Source organism: Flagellimonas meridianipacifica, assembly GCF_003001695.1.
GTDB lineage: Bacteria > Bacteroidota > Bacteroidia > Flavobacteriales > Flavobacteriaceae > Flagellimonas > Flagellimonas meridianipacifica.
The window spans coordinates 1,917,799-1,932,189 of record NZ_PVYX01000001.1 but is presented as its reverse complement, the minus strand read 5'-3'; the positions used below and the strand labels follow the sequence as shown (position 1 = coordinate 1,932,189).

Annotated in this window: 14 protein-coding genes; 7 read left to right on the top strand and 7 right to left on the bottom strand. The window is 39.1% G+C overall.

Going from position 1 to position 14,391, the window contains the following annotated elements:
- Positions 1-16 precede the first annotated feature (16 nt).
- The 7 genes from CLV81_RS08880 to CLV81_RS08850 all read right to left on the bottom strand — a co-directional run bounded on the left by CLV81_RS08880 (position 17) and on the right by CLV81_RS08850 (position 7,220).
- Entirely contained in the window at positions 17-526 is a 510-nt protein-coding gene (locus CLV81_RS08880) for an OmpH/Skp family outer membrane protein (RefSeq protein ID WP_106144658.1), read from the bottom strand.
- Between the two features lie 42 nt (positions 527-568).
- Positions 569-1,405 (bottom strand): OmpH/Skp family outer membrane protein, encoded by an 837-nt coding sequence (locus CLV81_RS08875; protein WP_106144657.1) that lies wholly within the window; start codon positions 1,403-1,405, stop codon positions 569-571.
- Between the two features lie 98 nt (positions 1,406-1,503).
- Positions 1,504-4,173: a BamA/OMP85 family outer membrane protein gene (locus CLV81_RS08870; RefSeq protein ID WP_106144656.1), complete on the bottom strand. Its 2,670-nt coding sequence runs from the start codon at positions 4,171-4,173 to the stop codon at positions 1,504-1,506.
- The gene (locus CLV81_RS08865) at positions 4,145-4,885 is read right to left on the bottom strand and encodes an isoprenyl transferase (RefSeq protein ID WP_106144655.1); all 741 of its coding nucleotides are present in this window, start codon (positions 4,883-4,885) and stop codon (positions 4,145-4,147) included. The genes CLV81_RS08870 and CLV81_RS08865 overlap by 29 nt, the downstream gene beginning before the upstream one ends.
- A complete protein-coding gene (gene porG / locus CLV81_RS08860) occupies positions 4,886-5,569 on the bottom strand; it encodes a type IX secretion system protein PorG (RefSeq protein WP_106144654.1) in 684 nt (227 codons plus the stop codon).
- A 111-nt stretch (positions 5,570-5,680) separates the two neighbouring features.
- The gene (locus CLV81_RS08855; RefSeq protein ID WP_106144653.1) at positions 5,681-6,562 is read right to left on the bottom strand and encodes an NAD kinase; all 882 of its coding nucleotides are present in this window, start codon (positions 6,560-6,562) and stop codon (positions 5,681-5,683) included.
- Between the two features lies 1 nt (position 6,563).
- On the bottom strand, positions 6,564-7,220 hold the full coding sequence (locus CLV81_RS08850; RefSeq protein ID WP_106144652.1) for a CBS domain-containing protein: 657 nt from the start codon (positions 7,218-7,220) through the stop codon (positions 6,564-6,566).
- An 85-nt stretch (positions 7,221-7,305) separates the two neighbouring features.
- Here CLV81_RS08850 and CLV81_RS08845 point away from each other — a divergent pair, with 85 nt between their 5' ends.
- From CLV81_RS08845 to clpX, 7 genes are all read left to right on the top strand, one after another.
- Positions 7,306-8,022, top strand: a complete 717-nt coding sequence (locus CLV81_RS08845; RefSeq protein ID WP_106144651.1) for a pyridoxine 5'-phosphate synthase — start codon at positions 7,306-7,308, stop codon at positions 8,020-8,022.
- The gene (locus tag CLV81_RS08840; RefSeq protein WP_106144650.1) at positions 8,022-8,792 is read left to right on the top strand and encodes an alpha/beta fold hydrolase; all 771 of its coding nucleotides are present in this window, start codon (positions 8,022-8,024) and stop codon (positions 8,790-8,792) included. The genes CLV81_RS08845 and CLV81_RS08840 overlap by 1 nt, the downstream gene beginning before the upstream one ends.
- 133 nt (positions 8,793-8,925) lie before the next feature.
- On the top strand, positions 8,926-10,449 hold the full coding sequence (locus CLV81_RS08835; protein WP_106144649.1) for an SGNH/GDSL hydrolase family protein: 1,524 nt from the start codon (positions 8,926-8,928) through the stop codon (positions 10,447-10,449).
- A 70-nt stretch (positions 10,450-10,519) separates the two neighbouring features.
- Entirely contained in the window at positions 10,520-10,873 is a 354-nt protein-coding gene (locus tag CLV81_RS08830) for a phage holin family protein (RefSeq protein WP_106144648.1), read from the top strand.
- Positions 10,874-10,966: 93 nt separating this feature from the next.
- Positions 10,967-12,289, top strand: a complete 1,323-nt coding sequence (gene tig / locus CLV81_RS08825) for a trigger factor (protein ID WP_106144647.1) — start codon at positions 10,967-10,969, stop codon at positions 12,287-12,289.
- A 91-nt stretch (positions 12,290-12,380) separates the two neighbouring features.
- Positions 12,381-13,058 carry an ATP-dependent Clp endopeptidase proteolytic subunit ClpP gene (clpP, locus tag CLV81_RS08820; RefSeq protein WP_106144646.1) on the top strand — a complete coding sequence of 226 codons (678 nt, stop codon included), beginning with the start codon at positions 12,381-12,383 and terminating at the stop codon, positions 13,056-13,058.
- Positions 13,059-13,150: 92 nt separating this feature from the next.
- The gene (clpX, locus tag CLV81_RS08815; RefSeq protein WP_106144645.1) at positions 13,151-14,386 is read left to right on the top strand and encodes an ATP-dependent Clp protease ATP-binding subunit ClpX; all 1,236 of its coding nucleotides are present in this window, start codon (positions 13,151-13,153) and stop codon (positions 14,384-14,386) included.
- The last annotated feature ends 5 nt before the right edge of the window (positions 14,387-14,391 follow it).

Genomic DNA, 14,391 nt, shown 5'->3' with positions numbered 1-14,391 from the left:
TTAGAAGTAAAGATTTTTAGAAGCCCAACTCTCTTTTAACGGCTGGTAACAAATCCTTTCCATTGGCCACGATAAGCCCAAGACCTGGGCTGGCATCCATTACGTAATTGATACCTTCTGCGGCAGCCACTTTTTCAATGGCCGCTTTAGCCTTTTCCGAAATGGGAGCAAACAATTCTTGTTGCTTTTTCTGCATTTCTTGGACTGCAGCCTGTTCTGCCTCTTGTATGTTCTTTTCAAAACCTTGAAGCTCTTGAGCTCTTTTCTCATTTTCCTCTTTCGACTTAGATGTCGCCTCGTTTGAATACTGCGTGTATTTATTCTTGAGCTCAGTCATAGAACTCTCTATGTCAGCTCTATAAGTTTCCTGTAATTTCTTAAGCTCAGCTTGGGCCGCTTTCATTTCCGGCATTTCAGACAACAATTGCTGCACATTGATGTGGGCAGTATTGTTTTGAGCGTTAATAAATCCTGTAGCCGCTACAAACAAAACCAGGGCTACAGCCATCTTCTTTACATTTTTCATAATCTGAGTTACTATTTGAATGTTAATTTTAGTGTTTTTATTTTATTGCTGAATAGAATCTTTCGGTTGTTCTTGGGCTTTTTTACGCTCCTCCAATTTCGCTTGCCTTCTAGCCTCGCGTTCTTCCAACAATTTCTTTCTTCTTGCTTCGTATGCTTTTTTACGTTCTTCTCTTAATCGTAACTGCTCTGCTCTTCTATCCTCTGCTGCCTTTGCCTTCTCGTCCCTAGACTTCTCAGCATTTTCTTGCCTTTGTCTAAGAGCCTCGCTTATTTCCTTATCAGCCTCAGCTTCTTCCGCTTTAAACTTGTCCAGCCTGTTTTTTTCTTGCTGTTTCTTATTGGATTTGCTCACTTTTCTAGTACGAGCTATTTCCCTAAGGACCAAGTCACTAATGTCATGTCTTTTTTCGGAGTACAACATTACGACATCTGCTGATTTATCGAAAATAAAATCGTATCTTTTATTTCCTCCAATTTTTTGTACTTCGCTGAAAACTTGGTCTTGGATAGGCTGAATCAATAGCTTTTTCTGCAAAACCAAATCCCCTTGAGGGCCAAAACGGTCTTGTTGATATTCAATCATTTCCGTTTCCAACACTTGGATTTCCTCTTCTCGCTCAGCAATTAACTCATCTGTCAATAGCACTTTCTCTGCCATCAAATCCTTTTTCATTTGCTCTACGACGCTTCGCTTCAGCTCTATCTCTTGTTTCCATTTCTGTGCCTTTGCCTCCAATTGAGTGCTTGCATCTCGGTATTCCTCTACATTTTCAAGAATATATTCCATATCAACATATCCTATCCTCACACCCCTCTGAGAAAACGTTTGAGCCGAAACCAACAAAACCAATAATGCCAAAAGAACTTTTCTGTTCATCCTTGTTCCGCTTTTTAAAAGAAAATATCGTGCCAAAATAGTAACATTACTGAAATTCAGGTGTTTACGAACAGAGTGTTGGCTGTATTTCCACATGGTTAAAACTGCTGCCCGATAATGAAGTGTGTTTGCCAGCCACTGGGTCCTACGGAGCCTGGTCTGGCATCTGTGTCGAAACCATAACCAAAGTCAATTCCCAATAGACCGAATGCCGGCATAAAAATACGAAGCCCCACTCCGGCAGATCTTTTTAATTCAAACGGATTAAAATCACTAAAATTGTTGAAAGCATTACCAGCTTCTAAAAATGATAGTGCATAAATTGAAGCTGCTGGCTTTAGAGTTAACGGGTATCTAAGTTCCAAAGAAAATTTGTTGTAAATAGTGCCCCCATCTTGTTCTTGACGACCAGTAATTGGATTTATAATAAAAGGAGTCAAGGAACTATTCTCATATCCTCTAAGCTGAATAATCTCCCTACCATCCAATGTAAAGTTTCCTAAACCATCTCCCCCTACAAAGAATCGTTCGAATGGAACGTCTCCAATATCATTGTTATAACTTCCCAAAAAACCAAACTCGGCATTGGTTCTAAGCACTAGTTTATCAACAAGCTGTGTGTACCAATCTCCCCTAAATTTTATCTTATAAAACTCCAAAAGCTTAAAACGTTCTTCTTCCAAGCGTTCCAATTCGTCACTTAAGTCTTCAAACTCAAGTTGCTCTTCAATTGTTCCAGGGTTTGGTCCTATATCAAAAAGATCTTGGGTTATTTCGTCTATCCTTGTTCGTATTGCTCTAAAATCTTTGTTTGAAAACAGAGAATATGGCGGGGTAAATTTTGCTGTAAATTCAAAGTTGGAACCGCTCAAAGGGAATATTCTACTTGGACCTTGGGAACTTCTTGAAATACCAAAAGTATAGTTCAATGAATTAGAACTACCATTTCCGAAATTAAAAAGTCCATTATTGAAATCGTTAAAATCATATAACTGATAACTCAATGCATGGGAAACAGTAAAAAAGTCATCGGGCCATTGAACTCTTTTGGCCAATCCTAAGGAAACACCGGTAATTGCAAATCCTCTACTTCTATCCACATCTATTCTACCCCTGTTGTCAAAGTTTGTAGCGAACTGTTGTGTTCTGGATAACGATAAGTTAAAACGTACAGGTTTTTTACCCCCAAGCCAAGGTTCGGAAAAGTTTAAGCTGTACACTCTAAATGACCTACTCGCCTGCAATCTCAAAGCAAAGGTTTGTCCATCACCCATAGGTACTGGCTTATACGCTTTACCATTAAATATATTCTGCAACGAGAAGTTATTGAAGGAAAGCCCTAGTGTACCAATAAATCCACCACCGCCAAATCCTCCTTGCAGTTCTATTTGACTGGAACCGGATTCAACGAGACTATACTTGATATCCACTGTCCCCGCATTTGGGTCTGGATTCTGTATGTCAGGAGCAATCTGTTCCGCATCGAAAAAACCTAGCTGACCAAGTTCACGGATACTTCGCACAATATTGTCCTTACTATACTTTTGACCTGGTCTTGTGCGGAGCTCTCTAAAAATAACATGGTCATTGGTCTTATCATTTCCTACTACAGTAACATGGTTCAGAAAGGTCTCTTTTCCTTCAATGATTCTAATTTCAAAATCAATTGTATCGTTCACAGCAGAAACCTCAACCGGGTTTATACTTGAAAAGAGATAACCATTGTTTTGGTATAGGTTAGTCAAATCGATAGCATCCGGTTTGGTATCATCAGCTATTCTTTTTTTAAGTAAAACCCCATTATAGGTTTCTCCTTTTCGAATACCCAATACCTGATTCAATTGTCTATCCGTATAAACCGAATTGCCCACAAAATTGATGTCGCCAAAATAGTACTTGTTCCCTTCTTCTACCTTTATTTTTAAATCAATATTGTTTTCATTTACCTTGATAAAAGTATCAGAAAGTACTCGAGCATCACGGTATCCTCTTTCCGCGTAAGTATCGATAAGATTGGAAAGATCTTCTTCAAAATCGGCTTCTATATATTTTGATTTTTTCCAGAAACGATACAGTTTCTTCTTCTTGGTATTTTTTAAGGCTTTTTTCAGGCGTTTGTTGGACAGTTTTTCATTACCCTCAAAAACAATGCTTCTGATTTTAACCTTGTCACCTTTGTTCACATTAATGACCATACTTTGCGTATTGGTATCAGAGGTATCTTTTGCTGTAGCGATGTTTACTTTTGCATTTAAAAAGCCCTGTTTCTTGTACTTGTTTTGAAGATAATTCTTGGTGTTTGCTATTAAGCTTTCCGTAATTTTCTTCCCTTTTTTTAGGTCAGTATCATTAATGATATCATCAACTTTTCGCTTTTTAACACCATAGATTGTTACTTTAGATAATGTAGGTCGTTCCAAAATATTGAGCTCCAAGAATATTTTATCTCCCTCAATTCTGGTATAATACATACTAACATCACTAAAGAGCTCCAAGCTCCATAACTTTTTGATAACAGCACTGATTTCGTCCCCAGGAACCGTTATTTGTTGACCAACTCGAAGTCCTGTATAGGTTTTTACTGTCTGCTCATTGTAACTTTGTAGTCCCGTTACCGACAAACCTCCCAAAATGTATCTCTTGCCATTTTCAAAAGAAGTGTCCTGGGCTAAGCTCGGGTTAAAGTAAAGGAGAAGAAGTAGTAATGTAAGGTAAGGTTGTAAAGTTTTGGTGGTCCTTTTAATTGAGTTGTTCGCTAGTCTTTCCAAATCGTCTTTCTCTATTTTGGTAACTTAATATTGCTTCTACCAAATGATGCTCACTAAAATCAGGCCAAAATACGTCAATAAAATATAATTCGGCATACGCTATCTGCCAAAGTAAAAAATTGCTTATTCTACACTCTCCACTGGTGCGAATAAGCAAGTCTACATCTGGCATGAAGTGCGTGTAAAGATGAGTATTTATAACGGCTTCGTCAATATTTTCAAGTGAAATTATATTATTTTTAACTTTGGAACTTATCTCTTTTATTGCGGTTTTCAGCTCCTCTCGAGAACCGTAGCTCAATGCCAAGGTTAAAGTCATTCCCGAATTTTTTTCGGTTTTTGCAATTACTTCAGATAGTTCTTTTTGTGCTTTGGATGGTAATGTATTTATATTTCCAATAGCCCTCAAGCGGATGTTGTTCTTGTTAAGGGTATCCAATTCTTTACGAAGTGAGGATACCAAAAGTTTCATTAAGGTTTCAACTTCCAGCTTGGGCCTGTTCCAATTTTCTGTTGAAAATGCATAAAGGGTAAGAAAATCTATTTGAAGTTTTGCGCAGGACTCAACCGTTTTTCTAACGGCATCAACACCATTCTCGTGTCCAAAAACACGAAGCTTTCCGCGTTGTTTTGCCCAACGTCCATTACCATCCATAATAATGGCAACATGTTTAGGCAATCTATCCTTGTTTACGTCCTCTAGTGTTAGCATTTACTCAAAGCAATCCTGGCAAGGTTTGCGTCCAAAGGTATAGGTTAAGGTTATACCTGAGAAGACGTACCAGTCATCACTTAGAATGTTTCCAAATCTAAACTGCTCAAAATTGGAACCTTCGGGATTGCTCCCATCTAGATTATCCGTAAAGGTATATCTTGCCCCAATCTCAGCTCCAAGAATAAGAAACTGATTCAAACGATACTTGGCCCCTACCGTCATTGGAATTGCAAAACTACCTTCTTTTTGGTTAATATCCTGCACTTGTTGTGCATCAAAATAATTGAAATCGTACCTAAAATAGGTTAAACCCGTGTAAAGATAGGGGGTAAAGGCGGGTCCAAGCTTGTGAAGATTGTATTCTACAAAGTTAAATTCTAGTCCTACAGAAGCTTCCAGAACCGAATTATCGATTACAAAACCCCTTTGTTCCCTTGAAGATTTGGAGGATTTTGTATCATCCGCTGTAAAACTTCCATAGATTACACTGGCGCGCCATGCATATCTTTTGCTTTTGTTCCATTTAAAAAGACCACCCACGGCAGGTCCTGAAGGAAAAATATAATTGGTCCTCCCCACATCGCCAATAACATTCGCACCACCTGCAAATAACCCCACCTCATAGGTTTGGGCATTCAATCCAAACGCTGCACACAAAAAAATAGCAAAAACTATTCGCATACCATCAAAAATGTTAACCTAAAAGAAGTAAAGGAAAGTCTATATAATTCCGGGTTTATATGTTCTCCTTTGTTAAACAGTTTTTAGCTGTTTTTATTGTTTCCAAATAAATCAATTGCGTTTGTCCTCGCCCCAGAGGAGTTTATTGCGAAGTGTTTTGAGAAAACTTCCGGATTTGTACTCAATCATATTAATGGTGAAGTCTGATTTTTTTATTCTAATTTCTTGTCCGTTGGGAATACTGGCAATTCGGGAATCCAGCGATATTAAATGATTCTCCTCCCTACCAGAGACTTTTAGACGTATCTCCGTATCATCTGAAATTACGAAAGGTCTTGCATTTAGATTGTGTGGAGCAATTGGCGTAAGCACAAGAGACTTAGTGGACGGTGCAATGACCGGCCCTCCACAGCTCAACGAATATCCCGTAGAACCCGTAGGCGTGGAAACTATCAAGCCATCCGCCCAATAAGAGGTCAAGTATTCATCATTTAAATAGGTCTCTACCGTAATCATAGAAGTGGTATCCTTTCTGCTTACGGTAATCTCGTTGAGGGCAAAATTTAATCCGTCAAATTCTCTTAATCCCGAGCTCAGTGAGACTTCAACCAGTGAACGACCCTCTACAGAGTACGCCCCTGACATAAATTCAGTAACCACTTTGCGAACATCTTCTTTTTTAAAAGTGGATAAAAAACCTAACCTACCTGTATTAACCCCAACAATGGGTATGCCCGAATCTTTTACGTAGGTTACCGCTCTAAGCATGGTGCCGTCCCCCCCGAAACTCACAAATAAATCAAAAGAGCTATCAAGACCTGAAGACTGGGTAAACTCTTCATTCTCTGAGGTAACACCCAAGCCATTAAGAATTTGCTGAAAACCAGATTCAATAAAAGTCTCTGCACCAACGGATTTAAGCTCAGCTAGGAGCTCCAGAACAAAGATTCTGTCCTGCTCCACGATGCTCTGGCCATAGATGGCAACCTTCATATTATATATTGAGATATTTTTCCAGGTAATCGGAACGTTCCTTCAAATCCTCAATGAACTTATCATCACTGTTCCCGAATACAATCGTATAGTTGTACCTCCTGAAAGTCTGTGCTACTTCATTTAGGTTTTCCGAACCAATCTTCAAGGTAACATGAACAATGTCGTTGAGGGATTCAGAAATAAATGCCCCCAACAATCTAGCGTTATTGCCCTCTACAATTTGCGCAATTTCACTAAAGGAATAATCCTTAATTCCGATGGATACAACCAGGATACTTCCCGGTTCTTTAAAAAAGGGAGTGTCGATAAAGTAATCAACTACTTCTTCCAGATTATAATATCCGGCAACCATTTGGTTATCGTCAACAACAGGTATAACATTGGCTTCGTTTCTGGAAAACATTTCCAAAACATCCATCCACATAGTTTCTTTGTTTACATGAAACCGTTCCATTTCAAATCTAAACTTCTCTATGCCCTTATCCGGTTCAAAACAAGGAAGATCATTTTCCGATAAAACCCCTAAATATTCACCGTTCTCCGTAATCGCAACATGCGAAAAGGTTGTTTCCTCAAAAAAGTGAATTACCTCCTTCAAGGTTTCTGAAACCTCAAAAACAGGAATTGACGATATGATTTTATCTTGAATTTGCATAGCAACACTCTAAGGTGCAAAATACTAATTTTATATAGCAAAAGGCATGCCTATTGTTTAATTTTGACTCCTTAAAAATGAATATATGACAAAGTTGAGCGTCAATATTAACAAACTGGCCACCTTAAGGAATTCAAGAGGAGGAAATGCCCCTGATTTATTAAAGGCCGCTAAAGACATTGAATCCTTTGGTGCACAAGGAATTACAGTACATCCAAGACCCGACGAGCGTCATATAAAATACCAAGATACCCTCGATTTAAAGGAAGTGGTTACCACCGAATACAATATTGAGGGGAATCCAATTCCGAAGTTTATCGATTTAGTCCTTAAAGTAAAACCAACACAGGTAACCTTGGTCCCAGATGCGGAAGACGCCATTACATCCAATGCAGGGTGGGACACTTTGAAGCATAAGGATTTTCTGGTCGATGTAATCAAAATCTTCAAAAACGAAGGTATTCGAACCTCTATTTTTGTAGACCCTGTAATAGAAATGGTAGAAGGTGCAGCTAAAACGGGAACTGACCGAATTGAATTATACACTGAAAGCTATGCTCAAAAGTTTGCAATGGGTCAAACGGATGAGGCGGTAAAACCGTTCACGGATGCTGCGATTGCAGCACAAAAATCCGGTTTGGGATTAAATGCAGGGCACGACTTAAGTTTGGATAATATCAAATTTTTCAAGGAAAACGTGCCAGATCTTCTCGAAGTATCCATCGGACACGCTCTTATCTGTGAATCTATTTATCTTGGGCTTGAAAACGTAGTGAACATGTATTTAAATCGATTAAGATAATGGAACTACTCCACTCTAGAATTTTGGGTGATGGTAAGCCTCTTTTGATTCTGCACGGTTTCTTGGGCATGTCCGATAACTGGAAAACTTTGGGAAATCAGTTTGCCAATGATGGTTTTCAGGTTCACCTAATAGACCAACGAAATCATGGAAAGAGTTTTCATTCTGATGAGTTCGACTATGAAATCTTAAGTCAAGACCTATCGAATTACATGGAACATTACCAAGTTTCAGAGGCCAATATCATAGGTCATTCCATGGGAGGAAAAACTGCAATGAAATTCTCCATTTCCCATCCAAACCATGTTTCAAAATTGATTGTTGCCGATATTTCGCCCAAATATTATCCCCCGCATCACCAATATATCGTTAACGCATTAACCCAACTGGATTTTAATAGTATTGGCAGTAGAAAACAAGCTGACGAGATATTATCCCAACATCTGGCGGATTTTGGAATACGGCAGTTTTTATTGAAAAATCTATATTGGGTAGAACAGGGAAAACTCGGTCTTCGATTTAACCTTGATGTACTTAAAGACAGAATGGAGGAAATAGGAGAGAGTATCCCAGCCACTTCCACTTTTGAAGGCCCAACGCTTTTTTTAAGGGGCGACCGATCTGAATATATCCTGCCCAACGATTACTCGGAAATACAAAAACACTTTCCTCAAGCAGATATCAAAACAATTGACAAAGCAGGACATTGGCTTCATGCTGAGAATCCAAAGCAGTTTTTTGAAAAGGCGGCAAACTTTCTGAATTCTTAAAATTCACCCCTTTTTATTATGCATGCATAATTTTTTTACCCATTTAATTGTCTGTATAACAAATTTCCTCTAGATTTGGTTAATACTGATTTAACTGTAAGGTTAACTTAAACTAACTCTAATTAAATTACTTATGAAAAAATTCTATGCCCTATTTCCCTTACTAGGGTTATTGCTGATAGCATGCTCGGATGATGATGATGCTCAAACCACTACTCCAGATCCGGACCCTATTGTATTTACATCCGGTACGGCAGATTTTTCAAATTATGTTTCCATCGGAAACTCCCTTACCGCAGGATTTTCGGATAACGCACTTTTCATTGCCGGACAAGAGGCTTCTTTTCCCAACATGTTAGCTTCAAACTTCGCTTTAGCCGGTGGTGGTGATTTTAATATCCCCTTTATGGCTGACAATTTAGGTGGTGCTACGATAAATGGCCTGACTGACTTAGATATGGATGGAAGTCCAGACATTGGAAATCGTCTTTTCTTGGCCTTTACTGCGGATGGTCCCGCACCAACTCCCGTGCCTGGGCAAGGAACAACTGAAATCACCGAAAAATTATCTGGAACCTTTAATAATATGGGATTGCCTGGGGCAAAGAGCTATGAATTATTGGCAGAGGGATATGGCAGTGTAGCTGGACTTTTAATGGGTACCGCCAATCCATACTTTGTGCGTTTTTCCTCTTCTGAAAGTGCCTCAGTGCTTGGAGATGCCGCAGCACAGGGCGCCACATTCTTTTCTCTATGGGCAGGTTCCAATGACATATTGCTATACGCTACCAATGGAGGTTCAGGAGTGGACAGAACGGGTAATCCGAACCCTTTGGAATATGATAGAAATGACATTACAGACCCAGGTCTTTTGGCCAATGCACTAGGAGCAATTGTACAAACCATGACGGCTAATGGAGCCGGTGGTGTTATTGCCAACTTACCAGATGTTACGGATATTCCTTTTTTCACTACGGTACCATTTAATCCGGCGCCCCTAGATGAGGCTACGGCCGCCGCACTCAATGGTGCATATGCCGCTTACAATGGTGGCTTGCAATTAGCATTCGCGGGCAATGCCATAGATGCGGATGAGTTGGCAGCGAGAACAATTACCTTTACAGCCGGAGAATCCAATCCGGTAGTTATACTGGACGAGGATTTAACTAATTTAACGGGTATAAATCCCGCATTGGTCAATTTAAGACAGACAACATCTGACGATCTGTTAATATTGACCTCAAGAACTTTCATAGGAACTTTAGCCAACCCTAACGATCCAACTTCTGTTAATGGATTAGCTGTTCCTTTGGAGGACCGTTGGGTGCTTACCCCAGAAGAACAAGAAGCAATTGCCACAGCACTAGCGGCGTACAATCAGACCATAGAAGCAATTGCCGACCAGTTTGGTCTAGCCTTCGTTGATGCCAATGCCTTGTTAGCTGAACTTAATGCCAATGGTTTGCCTCAAGCAGACGGAAGTGTAGTGACATCAACTTTTGCAACCGGAGGAGGTTTCTCTTTGGATGGGGTTCACCCGTCACCAAGAGGATATGCAATTTTGGCCAATGCTTTTGTAGAAGCCATCAACGAAACCTATGGCTCTAATCTACCCGGTGTCAATCCTTTGGATTTTACAGGATTGTACATCGATTAATCACAAAAAGACTTATCTTAAGAGCACCACTTGATGTGGTGCTTTTTTTATTAATTGAATTTCTTCTATCATGAATCTTATTCTCAGACTATTGCTCAATGCCCTAGCCGTTATAATACTTGCCTACGCCCTACCCGGCGTTGGAGTGGATTCATTTGTTACCGCTCTTATTGTAGCTATCGTATTAGGTGTTCTTAATTTCTTGGTGAAACCTCTATTGGTTATTCTAACACTGCCCATAACCATTATAACTCTGGGACTCTTTTTACTAATTATCAACGCAATTATTATTCTGATTGCCGCAAACTTTATTTCTGGATTTCAAGTAGACGGTGTTTTATGGGCTATAATATTCAGTGTTTTACTGTCTATCCTTCAGTCCATTCTGCATTCCCTTTTAAAGGATGATAAAAAGAAATCATAGACTTTGGTATTCAGTAACTTAAAAAGTTGTTGTGATACGGAAAATACCGTACTTTTGCCACCCATTTTTCAATAGAAATTATTTAGGTAGCAGATGAATATTACTAAACAGCAGATTGATGAGCTTAATGCAGTTGTAAAAGTTGCCATAAGCAAGGAAGATTACCAAGAAAAGGTTGACAATATCCTAAAAGACTACAGAAAACAAGCAAACATTCCAGGGTTTAGAAAAGGTCAGGTTCCAATTGGTTTGATTAAAAAGCAATATGGAAAAGCGGTTTTGGTTGATGAGGTGAACAAATTGTTGCAAGACAACCTCAACAAATATCTTACCGAAGAAAAGCTGGATGTTCTGGGCAATCCGCTGCCAAAACAGCAGGACAACTTTAATTGGGACAATGAGGTTTTGGACTTTGAGTTTGAGTTGGGGTTAGCTCCTAATTTTGACGTAAAACTGAAAAGCAAAAAGGCCATTACCCAATACAAGATTGTTGCTGACAAAAAAATGATTGATGAGCAAGTTGAGCGTATTCAAAAACAATATGGAAAATTGGTTTCCAAGACGGAAATAGGCACCAAAGATGAGGTAACTGGAGTTTTCAAAAATGAAGATGAAGAGATTGAAAACAAAACCACTATTGAACTTGACAAGGTAAAAAGTAAAAAAGCAATCAATGCTTTGGTGGGTAAAAAAACGGGAGAAACTGTCACTTTGAATACCAAGGGATTATTTAAAGAGGATTATCTTTTGATCGGTTCCTTGGGCATAGACAGGGAAAAGGCTGAAAAGCTTAACATTGATGTAATTTTTACCATTGAAGAAATCAATGAGAGGCAGCCTGCAGAATTGGACCAAGAATTGTTCGACAAGCTTTTTGGAAAGGACAATGTGAAATCCGAAAAAGAACTTAAGGACAAAATCAAAGAGGATTCTGAAAAACAGTTCGAACAACAGTCGGACCAGAAGCTTTTAAACGATGTTACCGAAAAACTCATTGAGGATACAAAATTTGAACTTCCTGCGGAATTTTTGACCAAGTGGATTCAGGTAAGTGGTGAAAATCTATTGACGGATGACCAAGCTAAAGAAGAATATGATAAATCTGAAAAAGGATTGAGGTACCAATTAATTGAAGGAAAAATCATAAAAGACAATGACCTGCAAGTGCAACTTGATGAGTTAAAAGAATTTGCCAAAGGTTTTATCAAATCACAGATGGCCCAATACGGTCATTTGGACCCTAAAGAGGAAGAACTTGAAAATGTGGCCAATCGAGTTTTGGGCAATCAAGATGAAGTAAAGCGACTTTCGGAACAATTGATGAGTCAAAAACTTCTGGATTTGTTTAAAGAAAAGGCCAATTTAAAGGTAAAAGAGGTTTCTTACGACAACTTTGTAAAAGAGGTTTACGGCTAAATTTCCGCTAAAAGAAATTTAAGTATCTTTATAGTGCCGAAAGTTAAACTTTTCGGCACCTTTTTTTTAAAGCTAAATTGAACGATATCCTATGGATTACGCTAGTGAATTTCAGAAATACGCCACCAAACACCACGGAGTAAATAGCATGTACTATGATCAAATCATCAGTAGCATGTACCCCGTTAATATGACACCCAATATTATTGAGGAAAGGCAATTGAACGCAATTGCCATGGATGTTTTCTCCCGATTGATGATGGACAGAATCATTTTTATGGGAACGGGCATCAACGATCAAGTGGCAAATATTGTTCAGGCCCAATTGTTGTTCTTGGAAAGTGCCGATGCCTCCAAGGACATTCAGATATATATTAACTCTCCCGGAGGAAGCGTTTATGCGGGTCTTGGAATATACGATACCATGCAGTTTATTAAACCCGATGTGGCCACCATTTGTACTGGGATTGCAGCTTCCATGGCTGCCATTCTTTTATGTGCAGGAGAAAAGGGAAAAAGAAGCGGACTTACCCACTCTAGGGTAATGATTCACCAACCTCTTTCAGGTGCCCAAGGACAGGCAAGTGACATCGAAATTGCTGCCAAGGAGGTACTGAAAATCAAAGACGAACTTTATCAAATTATAGCCAATCATTCTGGCCAGACTTTCGACAAAGTGTATGAAGACAGTGATCGAGATTTTTGGATGAAGGCTGAAGAAGCCAAAAAGTACGGTATGATTGATGAAGTTTTAGCTAGGGAAAAATAACACTGACTTAAAAGCAAGATTCAAAAAACAACGTAAAAAACGTATGATTTACCACATTTTTTACGTTATTGTGTATTGAACCTCAAGGTTATATGGCAAAGGAAAATTTAGAATGTTCTTTTTGTGGGAGAAAAAAATCAGAGACCAATCTATTGATTGCTGGTTTAGACGCCCATATTTGCGACAGGTGTATTGAACAGGCATACAGTATTGTTTCTGAAGAATCCAAACAATCCAACAATAAGGATTTATCTTCAGAATTGATTCTGAAAAAACCTCTGGAAATCAAGGATTTCCTAGACACCTTCGTAATAGGACAGGAACGCACCAAAAAGGTAATGTCGGTTGCGGTTTACAATCACTACAAAAGACTTCTTCAACCTAAAGGAAATGATGACGGGGTTGAAATTCAGAAGAGTAATATTGTAATGGTAGGGCAAACTGGAACGGGTAAGACCCTTATTGCCAAGACAATTGCAAGAATGCTCAATGTACCATTGGCAATTGTAGATGCCACAGTCCTTACGGAAGCAGGTTACGTAGGTGAAGATGTAGAAAGTATTCTGACACGATTATTACAGGCAGCAGATTACAATTTAGAAAAGGCCGAGAGAGGTATTGTCTTCATTGACGAGATTGATAAAATTGCGCGTAAAAGTGACAATCCCTCAATTACAAGGGACGTTTCAGGTGAAGGCGTACAGCAAGGGTTGCTTAAGCTTCTGGAAGGTACCGTTGTCAATGTTCCGCCAAAAGGAGGAAGAAAACACCCTGACCAAAAGTTCATTGAAGTAAACACAGAGAACATTCTGTTCGTTGCTGGTGGAGCTTTTGATGGTATTGAACGCATTATCAACAAACGCCTCAATATGCAAGCTGTGGGATATAGTGCATCCAAAGCTGAAGATAGCCTAGACAGTAAAAACATTCTTCAATATATAATCCCAAAGGATTTAAAAGAATTTGGATTAATTCCGGAAATCATTGGTAGACTTCCAGTTCTTACCCATATGAATCCTTTGGATGCCAAAACGTTACGTGCTATTCTTACTGAACCCAAAAATGCCATCATCAAACAATATGAAAAATTGTTTGCTATGGATAACATTACGTTCAGTATTACGGAACAGGCGCTAAATTACATCGTTGAGAAGGCTGTAGAATATAAGTTGGGAGCTAGAGGGCTTCGCTCTCTATGTGAAGCCGTTTTCACGGATGCCATGTTTATCCTGCCCAGCAGTGAAGAAAACGAGTTTAAAGTCACCAAAGCCTATGCGGAAGAAAAGCTTTCGCATGAGACTATCAAAAAGTTAAAGGCGGTTTCTTAATCAGC